This window comes from Herbaspirillum lusitanum (assembly GCF_026127345.1).
Lineage (GTDB): Bacteria > Pseudomonadota > Gammaproteobacteria > Burkholderiales > Burkholderiaceae_D > Herbaspirillum > Herbaspirillum lusitanum.
This window is the reverse complement of record NZ_QXFG01000008.1, coordinates 317,239-337,539: the sequence shown is the minus strand read 5'-3', so window position 1 is coordinate 337,539 and position 20,301 is coordinate 317,239. Positions and strand designations below refer to the sequence as shown.

The 20,301-nt window shown below is 60.2% G+C and carries 20 protein-coding genes and 2 tRNA genes; 12 read left to right on the top strand and 10 right to left on the bottom strand.

Annotated elements, in window-relative coordinates; translation table 11 throughout:
• Nucleotides 1-34: 34 nt before the first annotated feature.
• Together DXT88_RS10025 and DXT88_RS10015 are read right to left on the bottom strand one after the other, a co-directional pair.
• Entirely contained in the window at nt 35-2,545 is a 2,511-nt protein-coding gene (locus DXT88_RS10025) for an ABC transporter permease (RefSeq protein ID WP_265213107.1), read from the bottom strand.
• A 247-nt stretch (nt 2,546-2,792) separates the two neighbouring features.
• Nucleotides 2,793-3,149, bottom strand: coding sequence for a hypothetical protein (locus DXT88_RS10015; RefSeq protein WP_016835010.1), 357 nt, complete (start codon nt 3,147-3,149; stop codon nt 2,793-2,795).
• A 186-nt stretch (nt 3,150-3,335) separates the two neighbouring features.
• Here DXT88_RS10015 and DXT88_RS10010 point away from each other — a divergent pair, with 186 nt between their 5' ends.
• On the top strand, nt 3,336-3,740 hold the full coding sequence (locus tag DXT88_RS10010) for a lysozyme inhibitor LprI family protein (protein WP_265213104.1): 405 nt from the start codon (nt 3,336-3,338) through the stop codon (nt 3,738-3,740).
• A gap of 150 nt (nt 3,741-3,890) precedes the next feature.
• Nucleotides 3,891-4,190 (top strand): PsiF family protein, encoded by a 300-nt coding sequence (locus DXT88_RS10005; RefSeq protein WP_016835008.1) that lies wholly within the window; start codon nt 3,891-3,893, stop codon nt 4,188-4,190.
• Nucleotides 4,191-4,292: 102 nt separating this feature from the next.
• Here the strand turns inward: DXT88_RS10005 and DXT88_RS10000 are convergent, their stop codons facing one another.
• Nucleotides 4,293-4,928, bottom strand: coding sequence for a LysE family transporter (locus DXT88_RS10000; RefSeq protein WP_265213100.1), 636 nt, complete (start codon nt 4,926-4,928; stop codon nt 4,293-4,295).
• 133 nt (nt 4,929-5,061) lie between these two features.
• Here DXT88_RS10000 and DXT88_RS09995 point away from each other — a divergent pair, with 133 nt between their 5' ends.
• Both DXT88_RS09995 and DXT88_RS09990 read left to right on the top strand, forming a co-directional pair.
• Nucleotides 5,062-5,217 (top strand): DUF3096 domain-containing protein, encoded by a 156-nt coding sequence (locus DXT88_RS09995; protein ID WP_016835006.1) that lies wholly within the window; start codon nt 5,062-5,064, stop codon nt 5,215-5,217.
• Between the two features lie 164 nt (nt 5,218-5,381).
• The gene (locus DXT88_RS09990) at nt 5,382-5,654 is read left to right on the top strand and encodes a hypothetical protein (protein ID WP_265213096.1); all 273 of its coding nucleotides are present in this window, start codon (nt 5,382-5,384) and stop codon (nt 5,652-5,654) included.
• Nucleotides 5,655-5,783: 129 nt separating this feature from the next.
• Here the strand turns inward: DXT88_RS09990 and tilS are convergent, their stop codons facing one another.
• The 4 genes from tilS to cysS all read right to left on the bottom strand — a co-directional run bounded on the left by tilS (nt 5,784) and on the right by cysS (nt 10,541).
• The gene (gene tilS / locus DXT88_RS09985; RefSeq protein WP_265213094.1) at nt 5,784-7,211 is read right to left on the bottom strand and encodes a tRNA lysidine(34) synthetase TilS; all 1,428 of its coding nucleotides are present in this window, start codon (nt 7,209-7,211) and stop codon (nt 5,784-5,786) included.
• A 184-nt stretch (nt 7,212-7,395) separates the two neighbouring features.
• On the bottom strand, nt 7,396-8,376 hold the full coding sequence (locus DXT88_RS09980; RefSeq protein ID WP_265213092.1) for an acetyl-CoA carboxylase carboxyltransferase subunit alpha: 981 nt from the start codon (nt 8,374-8,376) through the stop codon (nt 7,396-7,398).
• Nucleotides 8,377-8,487: 111 nt separating this feature from the next.
• Entirely contained in the window at nt 8,488-9,132 is a 645-nt protein-coding gene (locus tag DXT88_RS09975) for a DNA-3-methyladenine glycosylase family protein (protein WP_265213090.1), read from the bottom strand.
• Nucleotides 9,133-9,137: 5 nt separating this feature from the next.
• The gene (cysS, locus tag DXT88_RS09970; protein ID WP_265213088.1) at nt 9,138-10,541 is read right to left on the bottom strand and encodes a cysteine--tRNA ligase; all 1,404 of its coding nucleotides are present in this window, start codon (nt 10,539-10,541) and stop codon (nt 9,138-9,140) included.
• A 214-nt stretch (nt 10,542-10,755) separates the two neighbouring features.
• Here cysS and DXT88_RS09965 point away from each other — a divergent pair, with 214 nt between their 5' ends.
• From DXT88_RS09965 to DXT88_RS09945, 5 genes are all read left to right on the top strand, one after another.
• Nucleotides 10,756-12,009 (top strand): L,D-transpeptidase Cds6 family protein, encoded by a 1,254-nt coding sequence (locus DXT88_RS09965; RefSeq protein ID WP_407649300.1) that lies wholly within the window; start codon nt 10,756-10,758, stop codon nt 12,007-12,009.
• Nucleotides 12,009-13,265, top strand: a complete 1,257-nt coding sequence (locus tag DXT88_RS09960) for a L,D-transpeptidase family protein (RefSeq protein ID WP_265213084.1) — start codon at nt 12,009-12,011, stop codon at nt 13,263-13,265. The genes DXT88_RS09965 and DXT88_RS09960 overlap by 1 nt, the downstream gene beginning before the upstream one ends.
• Before the next feature lie 82 nt (nt 13,266-13,347).
• Nucleotides 13,348-13,932 carry a peptidylprolyl isomerase gene (locus DXT88_RS09955; RefSeq protein WP_016835000.1) on the top strand — a complete coding sequence of 195 codons (585 nt, stop codon included), beginning with the start codon at nt 13,348-13,350 and terminating at the stop codon, nt 13,930-13,932.
• Nucleotides 13,933-14,005: 73 nt separating this feature from the next.
• Entirely contained in the window at nt 14,006-14,494 is a 489-nt protein-coding gene (locus DXT88_RS09950) for a peptidylprolyl isomerase (protein WP_016834999.1), read from the top strand.
• Between the two features lie 22 nt (nt 14,495-14,516).
• Nucleotides 14,517-15,311, top strand: coding sequence for a UDP-2,3-diacylglucosamine diphosphatase (locus DXT88_RS09945; RefSeq protein WP_265213081.1), 795 nt, complete (start codon nt 14,517-14,519; stop codon nt 15,309-15,311).
• 59 nt (nt 15,312-15,370) lie between these two features.
• Here the strand turns inward: DXT88_RS09945 and cysE are convergent, their stop codons facing one another.
• The 3 genes from cysE to rnr all read right to left on the bottom strand — a co-directional run bounded on the left by cysE (nt 15,371) and on the right by rnr (nt 19,557).
• Entirely contained in the window at nt 15,371-16,120 is a 750-nt protein-coding gene (gene cysE, locus DXT88_RS09940; protein WP_265213079.1) for a serine O-acetyltransferase, read from the bottom strand.
• Nucleotides 16,121-16,271: 151 nt separating this feature from the next.
• Entirely contained in the window at nt 16,272-17,009 is a 738-nt protein-coding gene (rlmB, locus tag DXT88_RS09935) for a 23S rRNA (guanosine(2251)-2'-O)-methyltransferase RlmB (RefSeq protein WP_265213077.1), read from the bottom strand.
• A 79-nt stretch (nt 17,010-17,088) separates the two neighbouring features.
• Nucleotides 17,089-19,557 carry a ribonuclease R gene (gene rnr / locus DXT88_RS09930; RefSeq protein WP_265213075.1) on the bottom strand — a complete coding sequence of 823 codons (2,469 nt, stop codon included), beginning with the start codon at nt 19,555-19,557 and terminating at the stop codon, nt 17,089-17,091.
• 276 nt (nt 19,558-19,833) lie between these two features.
• On the opposite strand from rnr, the gene DXT88_RS09925 reads away from it, so the two are divergent.
• The 3 genes from DXT88_RS09925 (at nt 19,834) to DXT88_RS09915 (ending at nt 20,245) form a co-directional block, all read left to right on the top strand.
• Nucleotides 19,834-19,918: transfer RNA gene (locus DXT88_RS09925), tRNA-Leu, on the top strand.
• Nucleotides 19,919-19,937: 19 nt separating this feature from the next.
• On the top strand, nt 19,938-20,129 hold the full coding sequence (locus DXT88_RS09920) for a hypothetical protein (protein ID WP_265213073.1): 192 nt from the start codon (nt 19,938-19,940) through the stop codon (nt 20,127-20,129).
• A 31-nt stretch (nt 20,130-20,160) separates the two neighbouring features.
• A tRNA-Leu gene (locus DXT88_RS09915) sits at nt 20,161-20,245 on the top strand.
• Nucleotides 20,246-20,301 lie beyond the last annotated feature (56 nt).

Genomic DNA, 20,301 nt, shown 5'->3' with positions numbered 1-20,301 from the left:
CTTCGGTGCGGCCATGTCTCCGGTGATGGCGCCCTTATGCCTCGCGCAAAGTCTGCAGCGGCGGCCTCGACAGCACATTGCGCAAGCCGGCCCAGCCGCCGAATACGGCGCACGCCATGCCGATGCCGGCGCCCGCCAGCCACAACCACGGGCTGAAGCGCCATTCGAAGTCGAACACGTAATGCGCCAGCGCCCAGCCGATGCCGGCGGCGCCGCTGGCGGCCAGCAATCCGGCTACGCTGCCGATCAGCATGACCTCGATACGTTGCGCCTTTGCCAACTCTTGCCGGGTGGCGCCGAGCGCACGCAGCAAGCCGGCTTCGCGCACCCGCTCATCCTGGGTGCCGACCAGCGCCGCATACAGGACCAGCACGCCGGCCGTCAGCGTGAACAGGAACAGGAATTCCACTGCGGAAATCACCTGGTCGACGATGTCCTGGATCTGCTTGAGCACGCTGCCGATATCAACCACCGTCAGGTTCGGGAAATCCCGCGTGAGCACGTTGCCGAGCCCGGCCTTGGCGTCCGGCAAGTGGAAGGCGGTGATCCAGGTCTGCGGCATCTCGCGCATCGCCGCCGGATTGATGATGACGAAGAAATTGACCCGCAACGAGCCCCATTCGAGCTTGCGGATGCTGGTAACCGGTACGCTGACCAACTGGCCGGCGATATCGAATTGCAACCGGTCGCCGAGGCTGAGCTTGAGCGTCTTGGCCAGCCCCTCTTCCACAGACGCTTCGGGACGGCTGTCGTCATACCATTTGCCGCCGACGATGGTGTTCTGCGCCGGCAGGTCGCGCATGGTCGATAGATTGAATTCGCGATCCACCAGGCGCTTGGCGCGGTCTTCCTGATAGGTGTCGTTGGTGACGGGCTTGCCGTTGATCTGCACCAGACGGCCGCGGATCATCGGGAACAGGCGCGCCTGCTGCAAACCTGCCTGCTTCAGTTTTTGCTCGACTATGTCTTTCTGGTCCGGCTGAATGTTGATGACGAAGCGGTTCGGCGCATCGGCCGGCGTGGCCTGGCGCCAGGCGCCGATCAGGTCGCCGCGGATCACCGTCAGCAGCAGCAAGGCCATCAGGCCGAGACCGAGCGCGACGATCTGCATCGTGGTGGCGCCGGGTCGGCGCTGCAAGCCGTCGATGGCGAAGCGCCAGCTCTGGTTGTTGAACAGGCCGCGCAGCGATTGCACGCTGCGCAGGCAAGCCCAGGCAATCAGCGCAAACAGCGCGAACCCGCCGAGGAATCCGGCCGCCGTCATGGCGCCGAGCTTGATATCGCCGGCCTGCCACAGCAGCAATCCGGCAAAGACCAGCATGCCCAGCGCGTAAGTGGCGATGCTCATCGCCTTCGGCGCCGAGGCTTCGCGCCGGATCACGCGGTTGTGCGGCACATTGCGCAGTTGCAGCAGCGGCGGCAAGGCGAACCCGACCAGCAACAGCAAGCCGACCGCCACGCCTTGCAGCGCCGGCCACCAGCTTGCCGCCGGCAGCGCCGTCGGCATGAAGCGACCGAGCCATTCAAGCAGCGCGAAGTGCGCGGCGAAACCGAGCAGCACGCCAAGCGCACTGCCGGCCAGGCCGACCACGATGAATTCCTGCAGGTACATCAGCGTGACCTGATTTTGCGTCATGCCAAAACAGCGCAGCATGGCGCAAGCATCCAGATGCCGCAGCATGAAGCGGCGCGCCGCCATCGCCACGGCAACCGCCGCCAGCAAGGCCGACAGCAGGCCGACCAGCGACAGGAATTGTTCGGCGCGGTCAAGCGTGGCGCGCATTTCCGGACGGCCTGATTCGAGCGATTCGATGCGCACGCCCTTGACGTTGCCGCCGTCGATGGTCTTTTGCAGCCATTGCTGGTAAGCCTTGATCTGCTCCGGCGCGCCGGCCAGCAGCAGGCGGTAGGTCACCCGTGAACCGAACTGGACCAGGCCGGTGGCGGCGAGATCGTCCATAGACAGCATCACGCGCGGCGCGAAATTGACGAAGGCGCTGCCGCGATCCGGCTCGACCGAGATGACGCCGGCGATGCGGAAGGTCTTGTCGCCCAGCTTGAGCGGATCTCCCTGCCTGACTTGCAAGGCCGAGAGGATGTTGGGATCGACCCATACCGTGCCGGCTTGCGGGACGCCGTCCGCGGCAAGGTCGGCGCCGTCGGCGCCGGCCAGCTTCAGTTGTCCACGCAACGGATAGGCGCTGGTAACCGCCTTGATCGATGACAGGATGGAGCGCGCCGCATTGGCGCCGGCATCGCCTTCGCCGGCAATCGCCATGCTCGGGAACACAACCGTCTGCGCCATCGTCAACTGGCGTTGGCGGGCCTGCTCCAGCCAGGCCGGATCAAGCGGCTGGTCCGCACCGACCAGCAGATCGGCGCCGAGCAACTGGTGCGCATCGCGCGTGAGGCCGGCGCGCATGCGATCCACGAAGAAACCGACCGAGGACAATGCCGCCACCGCGACGATCAGGGCAATCAGCAGGAAGCGCAATTCACCGGCGCGCCAGTCACGGCGCGTCATGCGCAACGATAGAAAAAACATGCAACTCCAGACGGAAAATCAGAAGGAAACGACGCGCCTGTCTGAGGCTTATCTGAGGCTAGTATCTGATGCTTGTATCCCCAGGCAAGCGCGTCCATTGCCGACAGCATAGCGCATGCCGGCGTGGCTGACTTTTTTACGCCGCCGGCGCCGCCATGTCGATGACGACGCGATATTTCACATCGCTTACAGCAATGCGCTCGCAGGCCTGGTTGAGGTCCTGAATCCTGATCACTTCAATCCCGGGCTAGCGCAACCACAAGGCCGCGCTGCTCAACGCCAGCAGGACGCACGCCGCGACCAGCAGTTTGACCTTGTTGCGCAGGTTGTCGAATGCAGCCACCAATTGCGCGTTCTGCTCGGCCAGCGTATTGATCAGCGCCGAGGCGTCGACCTGCTCCGCTTCCAGTTGCGTGATGCGCTGCGCCAACTGTTCGGGGCTGCCCGGCTCCGCTGTCGCGCCGTCTTCGGCGATGGCTGATTTGGCCTTGCCTGCCCGCGTGCGCGCCCACAAATCCTTGGCGCCGCGCACCACGGTTGGTGTGGCCTGGACGACGTCGGCCCACGGTATCAGTTTAAAAGCTGCGATCCAGTTGAGCGCCATGAATTTATCCTGTCTTCACTTGAATATTGATTGATCTTCGATTGAACTCGATGCCGGGCAACACTTCTAAAAACCGCAGCGCCTTGCTAACACGTCGTAACACTTCGCAACAATGTTGCCGCGCAAAGCGCTTGCTTTTGCCTACCGCAGAGTAGACACTCGCCACCAGATAAAGTTGAGGAAAACATGAAAACGTCCCTATGGCGCACGGTCGCGCTGCTCTCCTTCTCCATCGCCGGCAGCAGCGCCTGGGCTGTGGATTGCAATAATGCCCAAAGTATCCAAACTCAGGTCGACATCGATGAATGCGCCAGCCAGGCGCTCAACAAGGCCGACGCCGAGCTGAACCAGACTTACGTCGACTACCGCAAGCGCCTCGACAAGACCCAGCAGAATCAGATCCGCGATGTCCAGCTGGCCTGGATCAAATACCGCGATCTGTCATGCAAGTATGCCACCTCGCGCAGCGCCGGCGGTTCGGTGCACAACATGGCGCTGCAATCCTGCCTGACGGAAAAGACGCTGGAACGCACCAAGGAGCTCAAGGCGCTGTCCGCGTGCCCCGAGGGGGACGTTGCCTGTCCGCGCTGAAAAAACGGCGTAGCGACGCTGTCAACGCAGCCCGTTTGGCAAACGTTCAAGGGCAAGCGACGGCCATGCCGTCGTGCCAAGCGCAGAAAACAAGGTAAGAACGCGGCATCCAAACCGCACAACCCACGTTATCCCTGAATGGAGAAACCCATGAAAAAACTGATCGCCGCCCTCGCCCTCGTCGCTCCCGTCATGCTTGCCCCTGTCGCCATGGCGCAAACCCAGACTGCCCAGCAAAGCAAGATGACTACCTGTAACAAGGACGCCACCGGTAAAAAAGGTGACGAACGCAAGGCCTTCATGAAGGATTGCCTCTCCAACAAGCCGGCCGCTCCTGCCGCACCGGCAACGCAGCAAGACAAGATGAAGAGCTGCAACAAGGACGCCACCGGCAAGAAAGGCGACGACCGCAAAGCCTTCATGAAAGAGTGCCTGAAGAAGGACAAGTAATTCCGGCAATCCAGGTGTCAATAAAAAGCCCGCAGGCGACATGGTCGCTGCGGGCTTTTTTACGCCTGTCGGATTATTGCCAACAGCGTTATCGGAAACACATCATTGCGGGCTGCGCTTGAAGAAAAACAAGCCGGCGCCGACCAGCATCAGCACGCCGCCGAAAAAACGGTTCTGCATGCGCACCGCCTTCGCATCCCGGAAGAAGCGCTGCATGCGGCTCGCCGCGAAGGCATAGCCGTGCATCACCACCAGGTCCACCGCCACCATCGTGATCGCCATCAGCAGCAATTGCAGCCACAGCGAACGCTCATGGTTGATGAACTGCGGCAAGACCGCGACCATGAAAACGATGCCCTTCGGATTGGTGGCGTTGGTCAGGAAACCTGTGACCGTGCGCTGCCACCATGCCGCCGGTGCTGCAGGACGCGTCGCTTGTGCTTCGTCGACATGCACCGGCGAGCGCCATTGCGACCAGCCGAGATAAATCAGGTAGGCCGCGCCGAGGATCTTGATCGTGTTGAAGGCGGCTTCCGACGCCACCAGCAGCGAACCCACGCCGGCGCCGGCAATGACCAGGATCAGCACGAGTGCGAGTTCAAGTCCGAGGATGGTGGCACTGGTGCGGCGCACGCCGTAGTTGAGGCCGTGGCTCATCGACAAGACTGCGCCGGAACCGGGAGAAATGGCGATCAGACAAGCCGCCAGGAAAAATGCAAACCAGGATTGAAAAGCCATGCCGTACTTTCTACTGATAAACCAGGGATGGACATTATAAGGACTCATGCAGCGGCGCGCTGAACTCTGCCAGCCGAATGCCGTCTGACCGTGATAGCTGTTCCGGTCAAGATCAACCAACAAGGAGCATCACATGAACCTTCATCTTTCCTTCGGCCCCCTGGTCGCCCTGATTGCCGGCGTCCTGATCCTCGTGATGCCGCGCCTTCTCAATTTCATCATTGCGATTTACCTGATCGTCATCGGCCTGGCGGGCTTGTTCGGTTCGCATGGCTGGCCGTTTGCATAGCGCCTGGAGAGATGCAAAGGAACTGCAACAGATGCTTACAAATATGACATCTTTTGAAACACTCTGATGTCGTCGCTTCGGTTCACGGCTCGTTAATGGAAGTAAGGCGCAACAATCAATAGTCAGCGCCGAGACTGAAAAAACTTCTCTTTAAGGAAATTGCCATGAACTCGAAATCCATCGTCGTTGCAGCTCTGTTCTCCGCCCTGACTCTGCCAGTGTTCGCTCAAACCGGCGCGCCTGCAGCACCGGCAGCTGCAAAACCTGCAACTGCGACTCCTGCCGCTGCAACTGCAGCGCCGAAGGCGGAGCACGCCGCCAAGCACAAGGCCGTGAAACACACCAAGAAGGAAGCCAAGGCTGAAAAGACAACCGCCGCACCTGCGGCAACACCAGCGACACCAGCAACCCCTGCCGCACCTGCCAAGACCAAGTAATTCAGGCAGCCTGAAGTGAAGTACAGGTAGCATGTAAAACACGCTCAGGGAGCGCTAAAAAAGAACGGCTTGCCATCGAACATGGGAAGCCGTTTTTCATTGCGATCCACGCAAGCTGGACTTCAATGGTCAACCCAGATCGGTCTGCCAGCGCAGGGCAATCCGACGCTCCTTGCTCTCCTCGCCGGGCTTCGGTTGCGCATGGCAATCCATGCCGATGCCTGCTGCATAGAGGATCTGCTCCTGCGCAAAAACCAGCGGCAGATACGGACGTTCCCATGCCGGGATGTCCATGTTCTGGAAATGATATTTGAGACTCTTGGCGGGACGATTCCACGCCAGCCGGATGCGTTCGCCACCGCTGCGCAAACACACGGAGAGGGATTGCTCGCGCAACCACGCCGCGTCGAAACCGACTTCACTGACGTCGAAAAAAAGGCTGCCGGAAAACTGTGGAAAATGCAGCTTGTCTTCACCGCGCCAGATGAATGGTTGCGGCCCGGTGTTTTCGTCGAACGGCGGACGGCGCGGCGTCAGGAAAACGCGGTCGCGATAGCGCCGCACGTGGCAATCAGGGTGTGTCACGCACAACTGCGCATCGTATTTCGCATCGATCAGCTGCGTGCGCAACTCGAACAGCCAGGCCGACGACGGCATGCGCAATCCACGCAGGCCGAGCCAGTAGCGCAACAGATTGTCGATGCGTTCGGGATCGAGCCGCCGCAATGCCGACACATTGAGATATTCACCTTCCAGGCAAGCGGCAAGATCCTGACTTGCCAACACCGTCAGCAGTCGCTGCGCCGCTTGCGCATGTCCTGCTGCGCGCGCAAAACGCTCCTGGAAGCCGGGGAAGAATTCCGCCAATACCGGCATCACTTTATGACGCAAGGCATTGCGTGCATAACGCGTGTCGCTGTTGGATTCATCCTCGACGAACGGCACCTGTTCCTGCTGCGCGTATTGCTCCAGCTCTCCGCGTGCTGCGCCGAGCAAGGGGCGCGCCATCAGCAGCCCGGCGTCGCCGAGCAATTCCGCCGCCTTGTTGGCGCTGTCCATGCCCGAAATACCGGCCACGCCGGAGCCGCGCAGCATTTGCAGCAGCACGGTTTCAGCCTGGTCGTCAAGATGATGCGCGGTCAGCAGCAAGCCGGCGCCATGCTCCCGGCACAGTTGCCCGAGCGCCTGATAACGCGCCACGCGCGCCGCTTCTTCCACGCCGCTCTTGTCCTTTATCGCCAGCGTGACATTGCGCGTATCGAACTCTGCGCCGGCACGTTCGGATTGCGCGCGGCAATGCGCCTGCCATTGATCGGCATTGGCGCTGATGCCGTGATGGATGTGGAAAGCGAACAGGCGCACGCCCTGCTCACGCGCGAACGCGGCGGCAAGATGCAGCAGCACCGACGAATCGAGTCCGCCGCTGTAGGCCACCGCAATGACGGGAAACACGTCGGCCAGCGTGCGGTCATTATCGACGCGATGCGGGTTGCTCAGCGCCTCAATGGCCTGGGAGAATTGTTCTTGCAACGTGAGGACGGCGCCTGAAGCGGACATAATGATTTCCTGCGCGCGAGTAGTGAGTAATGACGCGAATGATGAAACGAAATTCAGCGCCGATGACGGCACCTGCAGCGGGCGTCGCGACGCTAAAGAAAAATGGCCTCGAGCGAGGCCATCTGTACAAGGCGGGAACTGCACACCGGTGTCGTCACCTCAGGAAACGACGCCGGCAACAGATTTATTCCTGCGTATTCAATTCCTTGAACTTGCCGTAGCTCATCAGCTTTTCATGACGCGCAGCCATCAGTTCCTTGGTCTTGACGCCCTGGAATTGACGCAGCGTATCGGCCAGCGCGCGCTTGAGCAGCGAGGCCATCTGTTTCGGATCGCGATGGGCGCCGCCCAGCGGTTCGTTGACGATCTTGTCGATCAGGCCCATGGCCTTGAGTCGGTGCGCGGTCAGGCCCAGCGCTTCGGCGGCGTCGGACGCGCGGTCGGCGGTCTTCCACAGGATCGAGGCGCAGCCTTCCGGCGAGATCACCGAATAAGTCGCGTATTGCAGCATCAGCACCGAGTCGCCCACGGCGATCGCCAGCGCGCCGCCGGAGCCGCCTTCGCCGATGATGGTGGCAATCAGCGGAACCTTGAGTTCGGCCATGACGTAGAGGTTGTGGCCGATCGCTTCGGATTGGCCGCGCTCTTCCGCGTCAATGCCGGGGAATGCGCCCGGCGTGTCGACAAAAGTAAAGATGGGTAAATTGAATTTTTCGGCGACTTTCATCAGGCGCATGGCCTTGCGATAGCCTTCCGGTTTCGGCATGCCGAAATTGCGCAGTGCGCGTTCCTTGGTGTCGCGGCCCTTCTGATGGCCGATCACCATGCAGGCCTGGCCGTTGAAGCGCGCGAGACCACCGACGATGGACAGGTCGTCCGCATAGGTGCGGTCTCCGTGCAGCTCGTGGAAGTCGGTGAAGATTTCATTCACATAGTCCATGGTGTACGGACGTTGCGGATGACGGGCGATTTGCGACATTTGCCATGGCGTGAGCTTGGCGTAGATATCCTTGGTGAGTTGCTGGCTCTTCTTGACCAGGCGCTCGATCTCTTCCGAGATATCAACTGCCGAGTCGTCTTGCACAAAGCGCAACTCTTCGATTTTGGCGTCCAGCTCGGCGATTGCCTGCTCGAAACCCAGAAATGTCGTTGTCGACTTGCTCATCGTATTCCTTTACGCATTTTCATGAACAGGCGCGAGTATAACAGCCCGCATGCCTTCTATTCGCATTGCCGCCTCGGCAACATTGGTCGCAGGCGGCAATCTTTTCAACCTTCAGGAGGCAGCGCCATCCAGGCTGCGCCACAGATACCAGGTGGCGACGGTGCGCCACGGCTCCCAGTTCGCGGCGACTTCGCGCGCATCGCTGCGCGATACCGGTTCGCCCGAAAAATAACTGTCGCTGATGCCCTTGAGCAACCCCGGATCGTCCAGGGGAAGCACATTCGGCCGCAGCAGATTAAATATCAAAAACATCTCGGCTGTCCAGCGGCCGATCCCGCGGATCTGCAACATCTCGGCAATGACGTCTTCATCTTCCATCTCCGCCCATTTGTCGGGATGAACGGTCTTGGCCTTGAAGTGATTGGCGAGGTCGAGAATGTACTCGGCCTTGCGTTTGGACAGCCCGCAGGCGACAAGATTCTCCGGGCCGGCCTTGATGACCTGGGCCGGCATGCATTTCGGACATGCTTCGAGGAAACGTTGCCAGACGGCCTGTGCGCTCTTGGTGGAAATCTGCTGGCCGATGATGGAACGCGCCAGCGTGGTGAACGCATCGCCGCGGCCGGTCAGTTGCAGGTCGCCGAATTGCGGGATGAGCTTGCGCATGATGCGGTCGCGCTTCATCAACTCCGCTTTGGCGTCTTCCCAATATGCCGGTACGCTGATCGCCGGATCAGCGGGATTGTTTTTTATCATTCTCGTCAGCCTCGTCGCCACGTGGTCAAACCGCCCGGTTTGTCTTCCAGAATTACGCCGGCCGCAGCGAGTTCCGCGCGGATGCCGTCTGCTTCGGCGAAATTCCTTGCTTGCTTGGCGGCGACGCGCGCCGCGATTTTTGCTTCGATATCTGCTGCGGACAGGCCGTCGGCTTCACTGCCGAGACCGCCCTGAAGGAAAGCTTCGGCCGGTCGCTCCAGCAATCCGATCACCGCTGCCAGCGCCCTCAACTGCCCCGCCTGCACGGGCGACTTGCTCTTGTTGACTTCATTGGCCAGATCGAACAGCACGGCAACCGCCATCGGCGTATTGAAGTCGTCGTTCATTGCTTCAGCAAAGCGCTGCGCATAGACATCGCTCTGATCCACAGTCACCGCCGCATCCGCTTCCGACGGCACATCTTTCAGCGCCGTGTAAAGACGCGTCAAGGCGACGCGAGCATCGTCCAGATGCGCATCCGAATAATTCAGCGGACTGCGATAATGCGCACGCAGAATGAAGAAGCGTACCACTTCAGGATCATATTTTTTCAGGACGTCGCGGATGGTGAAAAAATTTCCCAGCGACTTCGACATCTTTTCATTGTCGACACGGATGAAACCGTTGTGCATCCAATAATTGACGAAGGCGTGCTGGTGCGCGCCTTCCGATTGGGCGATTTCGTTTTCGTGATGAGGAAATTGCAAGTCCTGCCCGCCGCCATGGATGTCGAAATGATCACCCAGCAAGTCGCTCGCCATGGCCGAGCATTCGATATGCCAGCCCGGCCGTCCCTTGCCCCATGGAGAATCCCATTTGACTTCGCCCGGTTCGCTTTCCTTGGCAGCTTTCCACAGGACGAAGTCGAGCGGATCGCGCTTGCCGGTGTTGACGTCGACGCGCTCGCCGGCGCGCAGGTCGTCGAGCGACTTGCCCGACAATTTGCCGTAGCCGGGGAAATCGCGCACCGAATAATTGACGTCGCCGTCGCTGCCCTGGTAGGCCAGGCCGTTGGCCTGGAGCTTGCTGATCAAATCCAGCATCTGCGGCACATAGGCGGTGGCGCGCGGCTCATGGTCGGGTTTCTGCACGCCGAGAGCGGCGGAATCCTCGTCCATGGCGTCGATGAAACGCTGCGTCAGCTGGCCGATCGACTCGCGGTTTTCGATGGCGCGCTGGATGATCTTGTCGTCGATGTCGGTGATGTTGCGCACATAAGTCACCTCGAAACCCGTGGCGCGCAACCAGCGCTGCACCATGTCGAACACCACCATCACGCGCGCGTGGCCGAGATGGCAATAGTCGTAGACGGTCATGCCGCAGACGTAGAGGCGGACCTTGCCCGGTTCGATTGGGGAAAAAGCCTGCTTATCACGCGCCAGCGTGTTATAGATTTTCAGAGTGCTCATGAATGGGAATATCGGTTCCGGCAATGGTTCGTGTGGTGTTTCAGTGCTGAGCAAGAGGCGCGGGGTGCCATCTGCCAGCACGTTTTCAGTGCGTCCGCGCTTGTTGTTTTATAGCGGTCTACAACATGAATACAACACGATTGCCAAAACCCTTTTTATAGTGCTTCTTTGATAAAATGCGTCTTTTCGTTCGAGTATAGCATTGATGAAAACCATGCCTCTTGCATCCCCGCACACTTATCGCAATGCATTGCGTGGCATTTTGAGCAAGACCGTTATTCTATCCGGCCTGATCGCTGCAATCTACTCGGTGCAGGCCAGCGAAGTTTCGGACATCAGCAAACTCATGCGCAACGGCCAGTACGCCGACGCCCTGGTCAAGACCGACGCGGTCCTCGCCAAGCATCCGCGCGACGCCCAGATGCGCTTCGTCAAGGGCCTGATCCTGGCGGAACAGAACAAGTCCGCCGAAGCCATCGCCATCTTCAGCAAACTGACCGAAGACTTCCCCGACCTGCCCGAGCCGTACAACAACCTGGCCGTGCTATACGCCGCCAATGGTCAATATGACAAGGCGCGCACCACGCTCGACATGGCCATCCGCACCAACCCCACCTATGCCACCGCGCTGGAAAACCTCGGCGACATTTACGCCAAGCTGGCCAGCCAGGCATACGACAAGGCGCTGCAGATCGACCCCGGCAGCAATGTGCCGCAACCGAAACTGACGCTGGTGCGCACGCTGTCGGGCAACATCACCGGCGGGACCATCCCGAAACTGGCGAGCGCAAATACCCCCAGCAACAAGCCGTCGACGCCTGCCGCGCCGGTCGTGCCCCCCACTACCACTACCACTCCCACCCCGACGCCGGCTCCGGAAATCAAGCCGAAGCCGAAGCCGGAACCGAAACCGGAACCGAAGCCAGAACCTGCCGCGCCGGTCGAAAAACCGAAGCCGGTAGAAAAACCGGTTGAGAAGCCGACGCCGAAGCCTGCTGAAAAGCCCGCCGACAAACCGGTCGGGAAGCCTGTTGAAAAACCGGCCGAGAAGCCAAGCAAGGCCGACAAGGCTGCGGAAAAGGCCGACAAGGCCAGCGCCAAGGCAGCCGAATCCGCACGTGAAGAAAAAGACAAGACCGCCGTCCTGGCGGCTGTCAACAACTGGGCCAAGGCTTGGAGCGACCTGGACGTGAAGTCTTATCTGGCAGCGTACGGCAGCGATTTCCAGACGCCGAAGGGCGAAACGCGCAAGGAATGGGCTGACGAGCGCCGCGCCCGCATCGAGGAAAAAGGCCATATCACCGTCAAGGTCGAGGCGCCGCAAATCGCCATCAAGAACGACACCGCAACGGTCCGCTTCCGTCAGATATATAATTCGAACCGTCTGACAGTTAACAGCCGCAAGACACTGATCCTGACCAAACAGGGCAACAAATGGCTGATCAAACAGGAGCGCTCGGGAGGCTGATGGTTCGTTTTGCCGCAAATACGCGCAAGGGATTGCCCTTGTTGTCAGTCGTTGGTCGACTGATGCTGAGTTGCCTGGCCTGCGTGCCGGTCGCAACCAGTGTCGCCTCCTCTTCCGCCATTCCGCCGCAGACCCTGCAATCGGAAATCCGCAAGCCGGATCCCGAGGCTTTGCTGATTGAGATCTACAAGGACCTGGGCAACAACCGCCTGCAGGAAGCGCAAGCCAAGGCCGATGCGCTGGTGGCGGCGTATCCGCATTTCCGCCTCGGCCATCTGGTGCGCGGCGATCTGCTGATGATGCACGCGCGTCCGGTCAAGGGCTTCGGCGCCATGGCCGATGCGCCGGCCGACAAGCTCAAGGATTTGCGCGCTGAAGCCATGGTGCGCATCAAATCGCTGCAGGAACGTCCCAATCCCAACCTGATTCCCAAGCCGGTGCTGCAAGTCGGCGACGACCAGAAGAACGTGCTGGTGGTCGACACCAGCCGTTCGCGCCTGTACGTCTACGAGAACCAGGGCGGCCAGCTGCGTTTCATCACCGACTATTACGTTTCGCAAGGCCGCTACGGCGTCAACAAGTCGCGTGAAGGCGACCAGCGCACGCCGATCGGCGTGTATTACGTCAACGCCCGCATCCCCGGCCCCAAGCTGCCCGACTTCTACGGCACCGGCGCGCTGCCGCTCAACTATCCCAATGAATGGGACAAGCGCAACGGCCGCAGCGGTTCCGGCATCTGGCTGCACGGCACCCCATCCGACAATTTCAGCCGCCCGCCGCTGTCGTCCGACGGCTGTGTGGTGTTGGCCAATCCCGACCTGCAAAGCCTGTATTCCACCGCCGAAGTCGGCAAGACCGTAGTCGTGATCAGCGACGGCATCCAGTTCGTCAACAAGGCTGAATGGGACAAGGATCGCGGCTCGGCCGGCAAATTCATGGACCAATGGCAGCAAGACATGGAAGCCACCGACGCCGACAAGGTGCTGGCTAATTACTCGCCGGCCTTCCGCTCCAACTTGGGCGAAAGCCTCAGCACCTGGTTCAGCCGCCAGCAAAAAAGCCTGAACGGCGCTCGTCCTTCCAGTGTCAAAGTGCGGGATCTCAGCTTGTATCGCTACCCCGGCAAGGATGAACTGATCGTCAGTACTTTCACCCAGGAAACTGCCGTCGGCAAGAACAAGAATGCGATCCGCAAGCGCCAATACTGGCAAAAAGAAGGATCGCGATGGAAGATCGTCTACGAAGGCGCAGCCTGAGCGAATCCGGTCTTCCCGCCCGCATTGAGCAGTCTATTTCAGCCGTCTGTTTTCAGACGTTATCAAGCAAGGAAATCTCTTCATGATTCAAGCCCTGTCCCGCCGCAAGCTGCTGCAATGCATCGCCGCGATTTCCCTGTCCGGCGCCGCCGTGATGGCACACGCCGCCGACGCGCCGCGCGTGCTGCTCAAAACCAGCATGGGCGACATCACACTGGAACTCGATGCCGACAAGGCGCCGGTCACCGTGGCCAACTTCCTGCAATACGTCAAGAAGGGTCAGTACAACGGCACCATCTTCCATCGCGTGATCAAGGGTTTCATGATCCAGGGCGGCGGCTTCGACAAGGACATGCGCGAAAAGCCGACTGACGCGCCAATCAGGAATGAAGCCAGGAACGGCCTGAAAAACGATGCGTATACCATCGCCATGGCGCGCACTTCGAATCCGCATTCGGCCGCTGCCCAGTTCTTCATCAACGTCAACAACAACCAGCCGCTGGATTACCCCAGCCGCGACGGTTGGGGTTACGCAGTGTTCGGCAAGGTCGTGCAAGGCGCGGACGTGGTCGACAAGATCAAGCAGGTCCGCACCGGCAGCAGCGGCATGTACGACGACGTGCCGGTCACACCGGTGGTGATCCAGTCGGCAACGCTGGTCAAGTAAGTCGCCGCAGGCTGCGGCACGCATTACCGTATAATTTTTCGCATCATTTCATTTTTCACGCAAAGGAATTCTCATGGCTGTTCTCTTCACTACCAACCACGGCACCTTCACAGTCGAACTGGAGGCTGAAAAAGCGCCGAAGACGGTTGAAAACTTTCTGGCCTACGTCAATTCCGGTCACTACAGCGGCACCATTTTCCATCGCGTGATCGATGGCTTCATGATCCAGGGCGGCGGTTTCGAACCGGGCATGAAGCAAAAGCCGACCAACGATCCAGTTGAAAACGAAGCCAAGAACGGCCTAAAGAACGAGCCGTACACCCTGGCCATGGCGCGTACATCGGCGCCGCATTCGGCGTCGGCCCAGTTCTTCGTGAACGTCAAGAACAACAGCTTCCTCGACTTTCCGGGCCAGGACGGCTGGGGCTATTGCGTATTCGGCAAGGTCACCGAAGGCACTGACGTGATTGACAAGATCAAGAACGTCAAGACCACCCGCTCGGGCATGTTCGCCGATGTGCCGGTCGAAGACGTGGTGATCGAAAAGGCTGAAGTGGTCTGATCGTCTGCATCAATCTTCAGCGATGACCGACACTTCATCCATACAAGAAGCGCAACCCCGGGCGGTTGCGCTTTTTATTTCCGACCTGCATCTGCAGGCCGCGCTGCCGCGCACGACGCAGGCTTTCTTCGATTTCCTGACTGAGCACGCTGCGTTCGCGCAGCAGCTTTACCTGCTCGGCGATATCTTCGAATACTGGGCCGGCGACGACGATCTGGAAACGCCCTATAACCACGCCATCGCCAATGCCTTGCGTCAGTTGGGCGAACGCGGCGTGCAACTGTTCTGGATTGCCGGCAACCGCGATTTCCTGGTCGGATCGGCTTTCGCCGAAGCCGCCGGGCTGACCATCCTTGATGATCCGCATGTGATCCATCTGGCCGGACGCGATATCGCGCTGGCGCATGGCGACGCGCAATGCACCGACGACACGGCTTACATGGCGTTTCGTGCGCAAGTGCGGCAACCTGCGTGGCAACAGCAATTCCTGGCCATGCCTCTGGCTCAGCGCAAGGCCATCATCGAAGGCGTGCGCCAGAACAGCAAGGACGCCAACAAGGAAAAATCCAACGAGATCATGGACGTCAACGCCGACGCCATCGCTGCGCTGTATGACAGCACCGGCACGCAAGTGCTGATCCACGGCCACACGCATCGTCCCGCCCTGCATGCCGTGGAAGCAAACGGACAGAAGCGTCTTCGCTACGTGCTGCCCGACTGGGAGTACGACGTCGAAGTCGCACGCGGCGGCTGGATCAGCCTGACTGCGGATGGCATGCTGCATCGCTTCGATGCCGCAGGAATTGAACTGCCTTGAATCGCATTCAAGGCAAAGACTGCGCGCAATAAAAAAGAGGAGCAATAAGCTCCTCTTTTTTATTCCACCAGCTTGTTGAGCCGGGCGGGATCGAATTTCTCCAACTCCTCCAGCTTCTGGCAACCGATGCCGGCACTCTTGAGCGCGGCCAGCATTACTTCGATCTGATGTTCCTGCGCCGCAGCCTGATCGATCAGGCCATGCAACGCCTTCGACAAGGGGTCGTCGCCATTCGGTGTGACGCCATAGGCGGCGAACATGCGTGCGGCTGCATGCTCGCGCGGATCCAGCACTTCCTTGCGCACCACGCGCGCCGGATTGCCGATCGCAGTGGCGCCCGGCGGCACTTCCTTGACGACGACGGCATTGGACCCGACCTTGGCGCCGTCGCCGACGGTGAAGCCGCCCAGCACTTGCGCACCGGCGCCGATGATGACGCCGCGCCCCAGCGTCGGATGGCGTTTGGCGCCCTTGTTGAGCGACGTCCCGCCGAGCGTGACGCCTTGGTAAATCGTACAGTCGTCGCCGATTTCCGCCGTTTCGCCGATCACCACGCCGAAGCCGTGATCGATGAAAACCCGACGGCCGATGGTGGCGCCCGGATGAATTTCGATGCCGGTGAACCAGCGCGCCAGCTGCGAAATGAAACGTCCCAGCCACTTCAGGCCGATCACCCAGCATTTGTTCGCGACACGATGCAACACCACTGCGTGCAGACCCGGGTAACAGGTCAGGACTTCCCAAGCGTTGCGCGCTGCAGGATCGCGTTCGATGATGCTGGAGATGTCTTCTCGGAGTCGGCTGAACATAATGTCGGTGTCAATGCGGAATGTGCAATCTTAATCGTTTACCGCCAGTCTTGCCGAACAGGCATCGGCTTTCCTGGCATCAATAAAGGGATCACACGGAGGAAATACAGAGGAAGAATCGCCTGCCGAGGATCCCGGCAGGCAGCCCGAATTACTTGGGCAGACGCTGCCGGCGGGCTTCATACAGACAGACGCCGGAAGCGACGGAGACGTTCAGGCTCTCGACCGAGCCGAACATGGGAATGCTAACCAGAATATCGCAGGTCTCGCGCGTCAAGCGGCGCATGCCTTCGCCTTCCGAACCCATGACCAGCGCGGTCGGTCCGGAGAAATCACCTGCGTACAAATCCTTGTCGGCATCGTCGGCCATGCCGATCAGCCAGACGCCGCGGTCCTTGAGGTCGCGCATGGTGCGCGCCAGGTTGGTCACGGTGATGTAGGGAACGGTTTCGGCGGCGCCGCTGGCGACCTTGGCAGCCGTGGCGTTGAGGCCGACCGCGCGGTCCTTGGGCGCAATCACGGCATGTGCGCCGGCGCCGTCGGCCACCCGCAGGCAAGCGCCCAGGTTGTGCGGATCGGTGATGCCGTCGAGGATCAGCAGCAATGGCGGACCTTCGACGACGTCGAGCAGTTCGTCCAGATTGCGCGCCAGAGACAGTTCGCCGGCCTTGGCCACCACCCCCTGGTGACGGCGCGTGCCGACGATGTTGGACAGGCGCTGGTCGTCCGCCTGGATGATGCGCACGCCGGCCGCCTTCGCCGCATGCAGCAGATCGCGCATGCGGGCGTCGTTGCGATCCGCGTCGACATACAGTTCTTCCACCGACGACGCCTCGTGACGAATCCGCGAGGTGACGGCGTGGAAACCAAAAATCATTTTACTTTTCATGTGCTCTACTTCTTGCCTTATCTTGCCAAATTGCTGATTGCTTTATTTACCTGAATTACCGGGGTTGCCTGACTCGGGATCAGCGCTTTTTCTTGCTGGGACGGGAGAAACCTTTCGCCGGACGCTTGCGCTCCGACTCGGCCGCACCCTTTGCAGTACCCGTGCGTGCAGCCGTCTTGCCTTTGGCCTTCGCCGGAGGTGCTGCGACTTCGGGAGCCGCCTTCCTGCCGCCACCGGCTTTGGCGTTGGCGCCACCCTTGCCGCGCGCCTGCTGGGCGCTTTCAGCGCGACGCGCCTCGTTCTTGAGAATGGTGCGAATGCCCGGCTCGGTCACCAGGCGCAAGTCAATCTTGCGCGCATCGAGATCGACGCGGCTGACCTGCACCGTCACGCGATCGGTGAGCTGATAACGGATGCCGGTGCGCTCGCCGCGCAATTCATGGCGCGCTTCATCATACTGGAAGTAATCGGCGCCCAGCTCGGTGACGTGCACCATGCCTTCGATGTACAGCGCATCCAGTTGCACGAAGATGCCGAAAGTGGCGACGCCGGAAATCGTACCGGTGAATTCCTCGCCCAGCTTGTCGCGGATGAAGTAGCACTTGAGCCATGCTTCGACGTCGCGCGACGCTTCGTCAGCGCGGCGCTCGTTGGCGGAACAGTGAATGCCGAGGGCTTCCCAGATGGCGACGCTGCTTTCCGATTTCTTCTTGCCGTTGGCGCGATCCACTGCCTGCGCCTTGCGCGCGGCCGGCGACAGCATGGTGTTGAGCACGCTGGTGTCGAGGCCCTTGGGCTCGTAGCGCTTGCCCAGCAAAATCGCCTTGATGGCGCGATGCGTCAGCAAGTCGGGATAGCGGCGGATCGGGCTGGTGAAGTGGGCGTAGGATTCATACGACAGACCGAAGTGGCCGATGTTTTCCGGGCTGTAGACGGCTTGCTGCATGGAGCGCAGCAGCATGGTCTGGACCAGCAAGGCATCGGGACGCGCCTTGATCTTCGGCATCAGTTCGGCGTAATCGGACGCGCTCGGCTTGTCGCCGCCGTTGAGATTGAGGCCGATCTGCTTGAGGAAGGTGCGCAGTTGCGTGAGCTTTTCCTTGGTCGGTCCGGCATGGACGCGGTACAGGCCGGGATGTTCATGACGCTGCAGCAAATCGGCGGCGCAGACGTTGGCCGCCAGCATGCATTCTTCGATCAGGCGGTGGGCGTCGTTGCGCGTGCGCGGCAGGATCTTTTCGATCTTGCCGGCGGCGTTGCAGACGATGTAGGTTTCGGTGGTCTCGAAATCGATCGCGCCGCGTGCGTGGCGCGCCTGCAGCAAGGCCTGGAACACTTCATACAGATGCAGCAGATGCGGCACCACGCCGGCGCGCTTGGCGGCTTCCGGTCCCTTGGTGTTGGCCAGCACGGCCGCGACTTCGGTGTAGGTCAGGCGTGCGGCCGAATGGATCACTGCAGGATAGAACTGGTACGCCTTGATCTCGCCCTTGGCCGTGATGACGGCGTCGCACACGAGCGTGAGGCGATCAACGTCGGGGTTCAGCGAGCATAAGCCGTTCGACAGTTTCTCCGGCAGCATCGGGATCACGCGGCGCGGGAAATACACCGAGGTGCTGCGTTCCAGCGCGTCGACGTCGAGCGCATCGTTGGGCTTCACATAGTGACTGACGTCGGCGATCGCGACGATCAGGCGGTAACCGTTGGAACGGCCGATCTTGACCGGTTCGCAATACACCGCATCGTCGAAGTCGCGCGCGTCTTCGCCGTCGATGGTGACCAGCGGCACGTCGCGCAAGTCGACGCGGTCGTCGAGATCGGCGGCGCGGACTTCACTCGGCAGTTTCGACGCCAGCTTCTTGGCGGCGTCGGAGAACTCATGCGGAACGCCGTATTTGCGCACGGCGATTTCGATTTCCATGCCCGGATCGTCGATGTCGCCGAGGATTTCAGCGATCTTGCCGACCGGTTGCGTATAGCGCGAAGGCTGCTCGGTCAGTTCAACGCTGACCACCTGGCCGGCCTTGGCCTTGCCGGGCGAGCCGGCGAGGATCACGTCCTGGCCGATGCGCTTGTCTTCGGGAGCCACCACCCAGACGCCGTTCTCGTTGAGCAGACGGCCGATGACGTGGGTATTGGCGCGCGACACCACTTCGACGATCGTCCCTTCCGGACGGCCGCGGCGATCGGTGCCGATGATGCGGGCCTGGACGCGGTCGCCGTGCAAGACCTTCTGCATTTCTTTCTCGGGAAGGAAGATGTCGGCGCTGCCGTCTTCCGGCAACAGGAAACCGAAACCGTCACGATGGCTGCTGACGCGGCCTTCGATAAAACTGTCGGAATGGGTGAGCTGGTAATTGCCGGAGCGGTCGGCCTTGATCTGGCCATCACGCTCCATCGCGTTCAGCCGGCGCGTCAGGCCATCCATTTCTTCAGGTTTGACACTGAGCGCGGCGGCCAGTGTCATTGTGTTTTGCGCGCCGGAAGAGGTGCGCAGGATGCCGAGAATTTCCTCACGGCTGGGGATGGAATAGGGAAATTGGCTCAAAAGTATATTCGCGTAAATTGTTATTCGTCAGCAGCACCGGGAGAATTGCACGATTGCACGAATTTCCTGATGCGCTGTTGGAATACCGTCGTCCGGGCAGGTGGCACGGTGCAACATGCCCTAGTGTAACGGAGGTTGCGGTTATTTACCTAACGCGAGGCGGCGAAAGGCTACCGCGCCGAATGTGCCGGCAAATAATTCCGGCATACGCTCCCAAGTGATTGACATTCACGAAAATTGCGCTATAATCTCGTTCTTTCGCTTTTACAGCGTGAAGCCCACGTGGCGGAATTGGTAGACGCGCATGGTTCAGGTCCATGTGCCGCAAGGTGTGGGGGTTCGAGTCCCTCCGTGGGCACCAAAACATAAAAGGCTGGTTGATGAAAATCAACCAGCCTTTTGCGTTTCTGGAGTTACTGAATTTCCTGCGTCGCCTCTCCCGATTTCCCATCTCAAAACCCTCTGTCACGCCCGACATTTCCCTCGCCGCCATCGTCATCAAATCGCCTGAATTTTCCGGCATTATTTTGTTGACCATCAGACACAATGCCAGTATTATTCAGCCCTTCTAAGCGCTGCACGGATTATGTGACAACGTTTTAGGCCCACGTGGCGGAATTGGTAGACGCGCATGGTTCAGGTCCATGTGCCGCAAGGTGTGGGGGTTCGAGTCCCTCCGTGGGCACCAAAATATTAAAGGCTGATCGATAAAAATCGATCAGCCTTTTGTATTTTCAAGCCTCC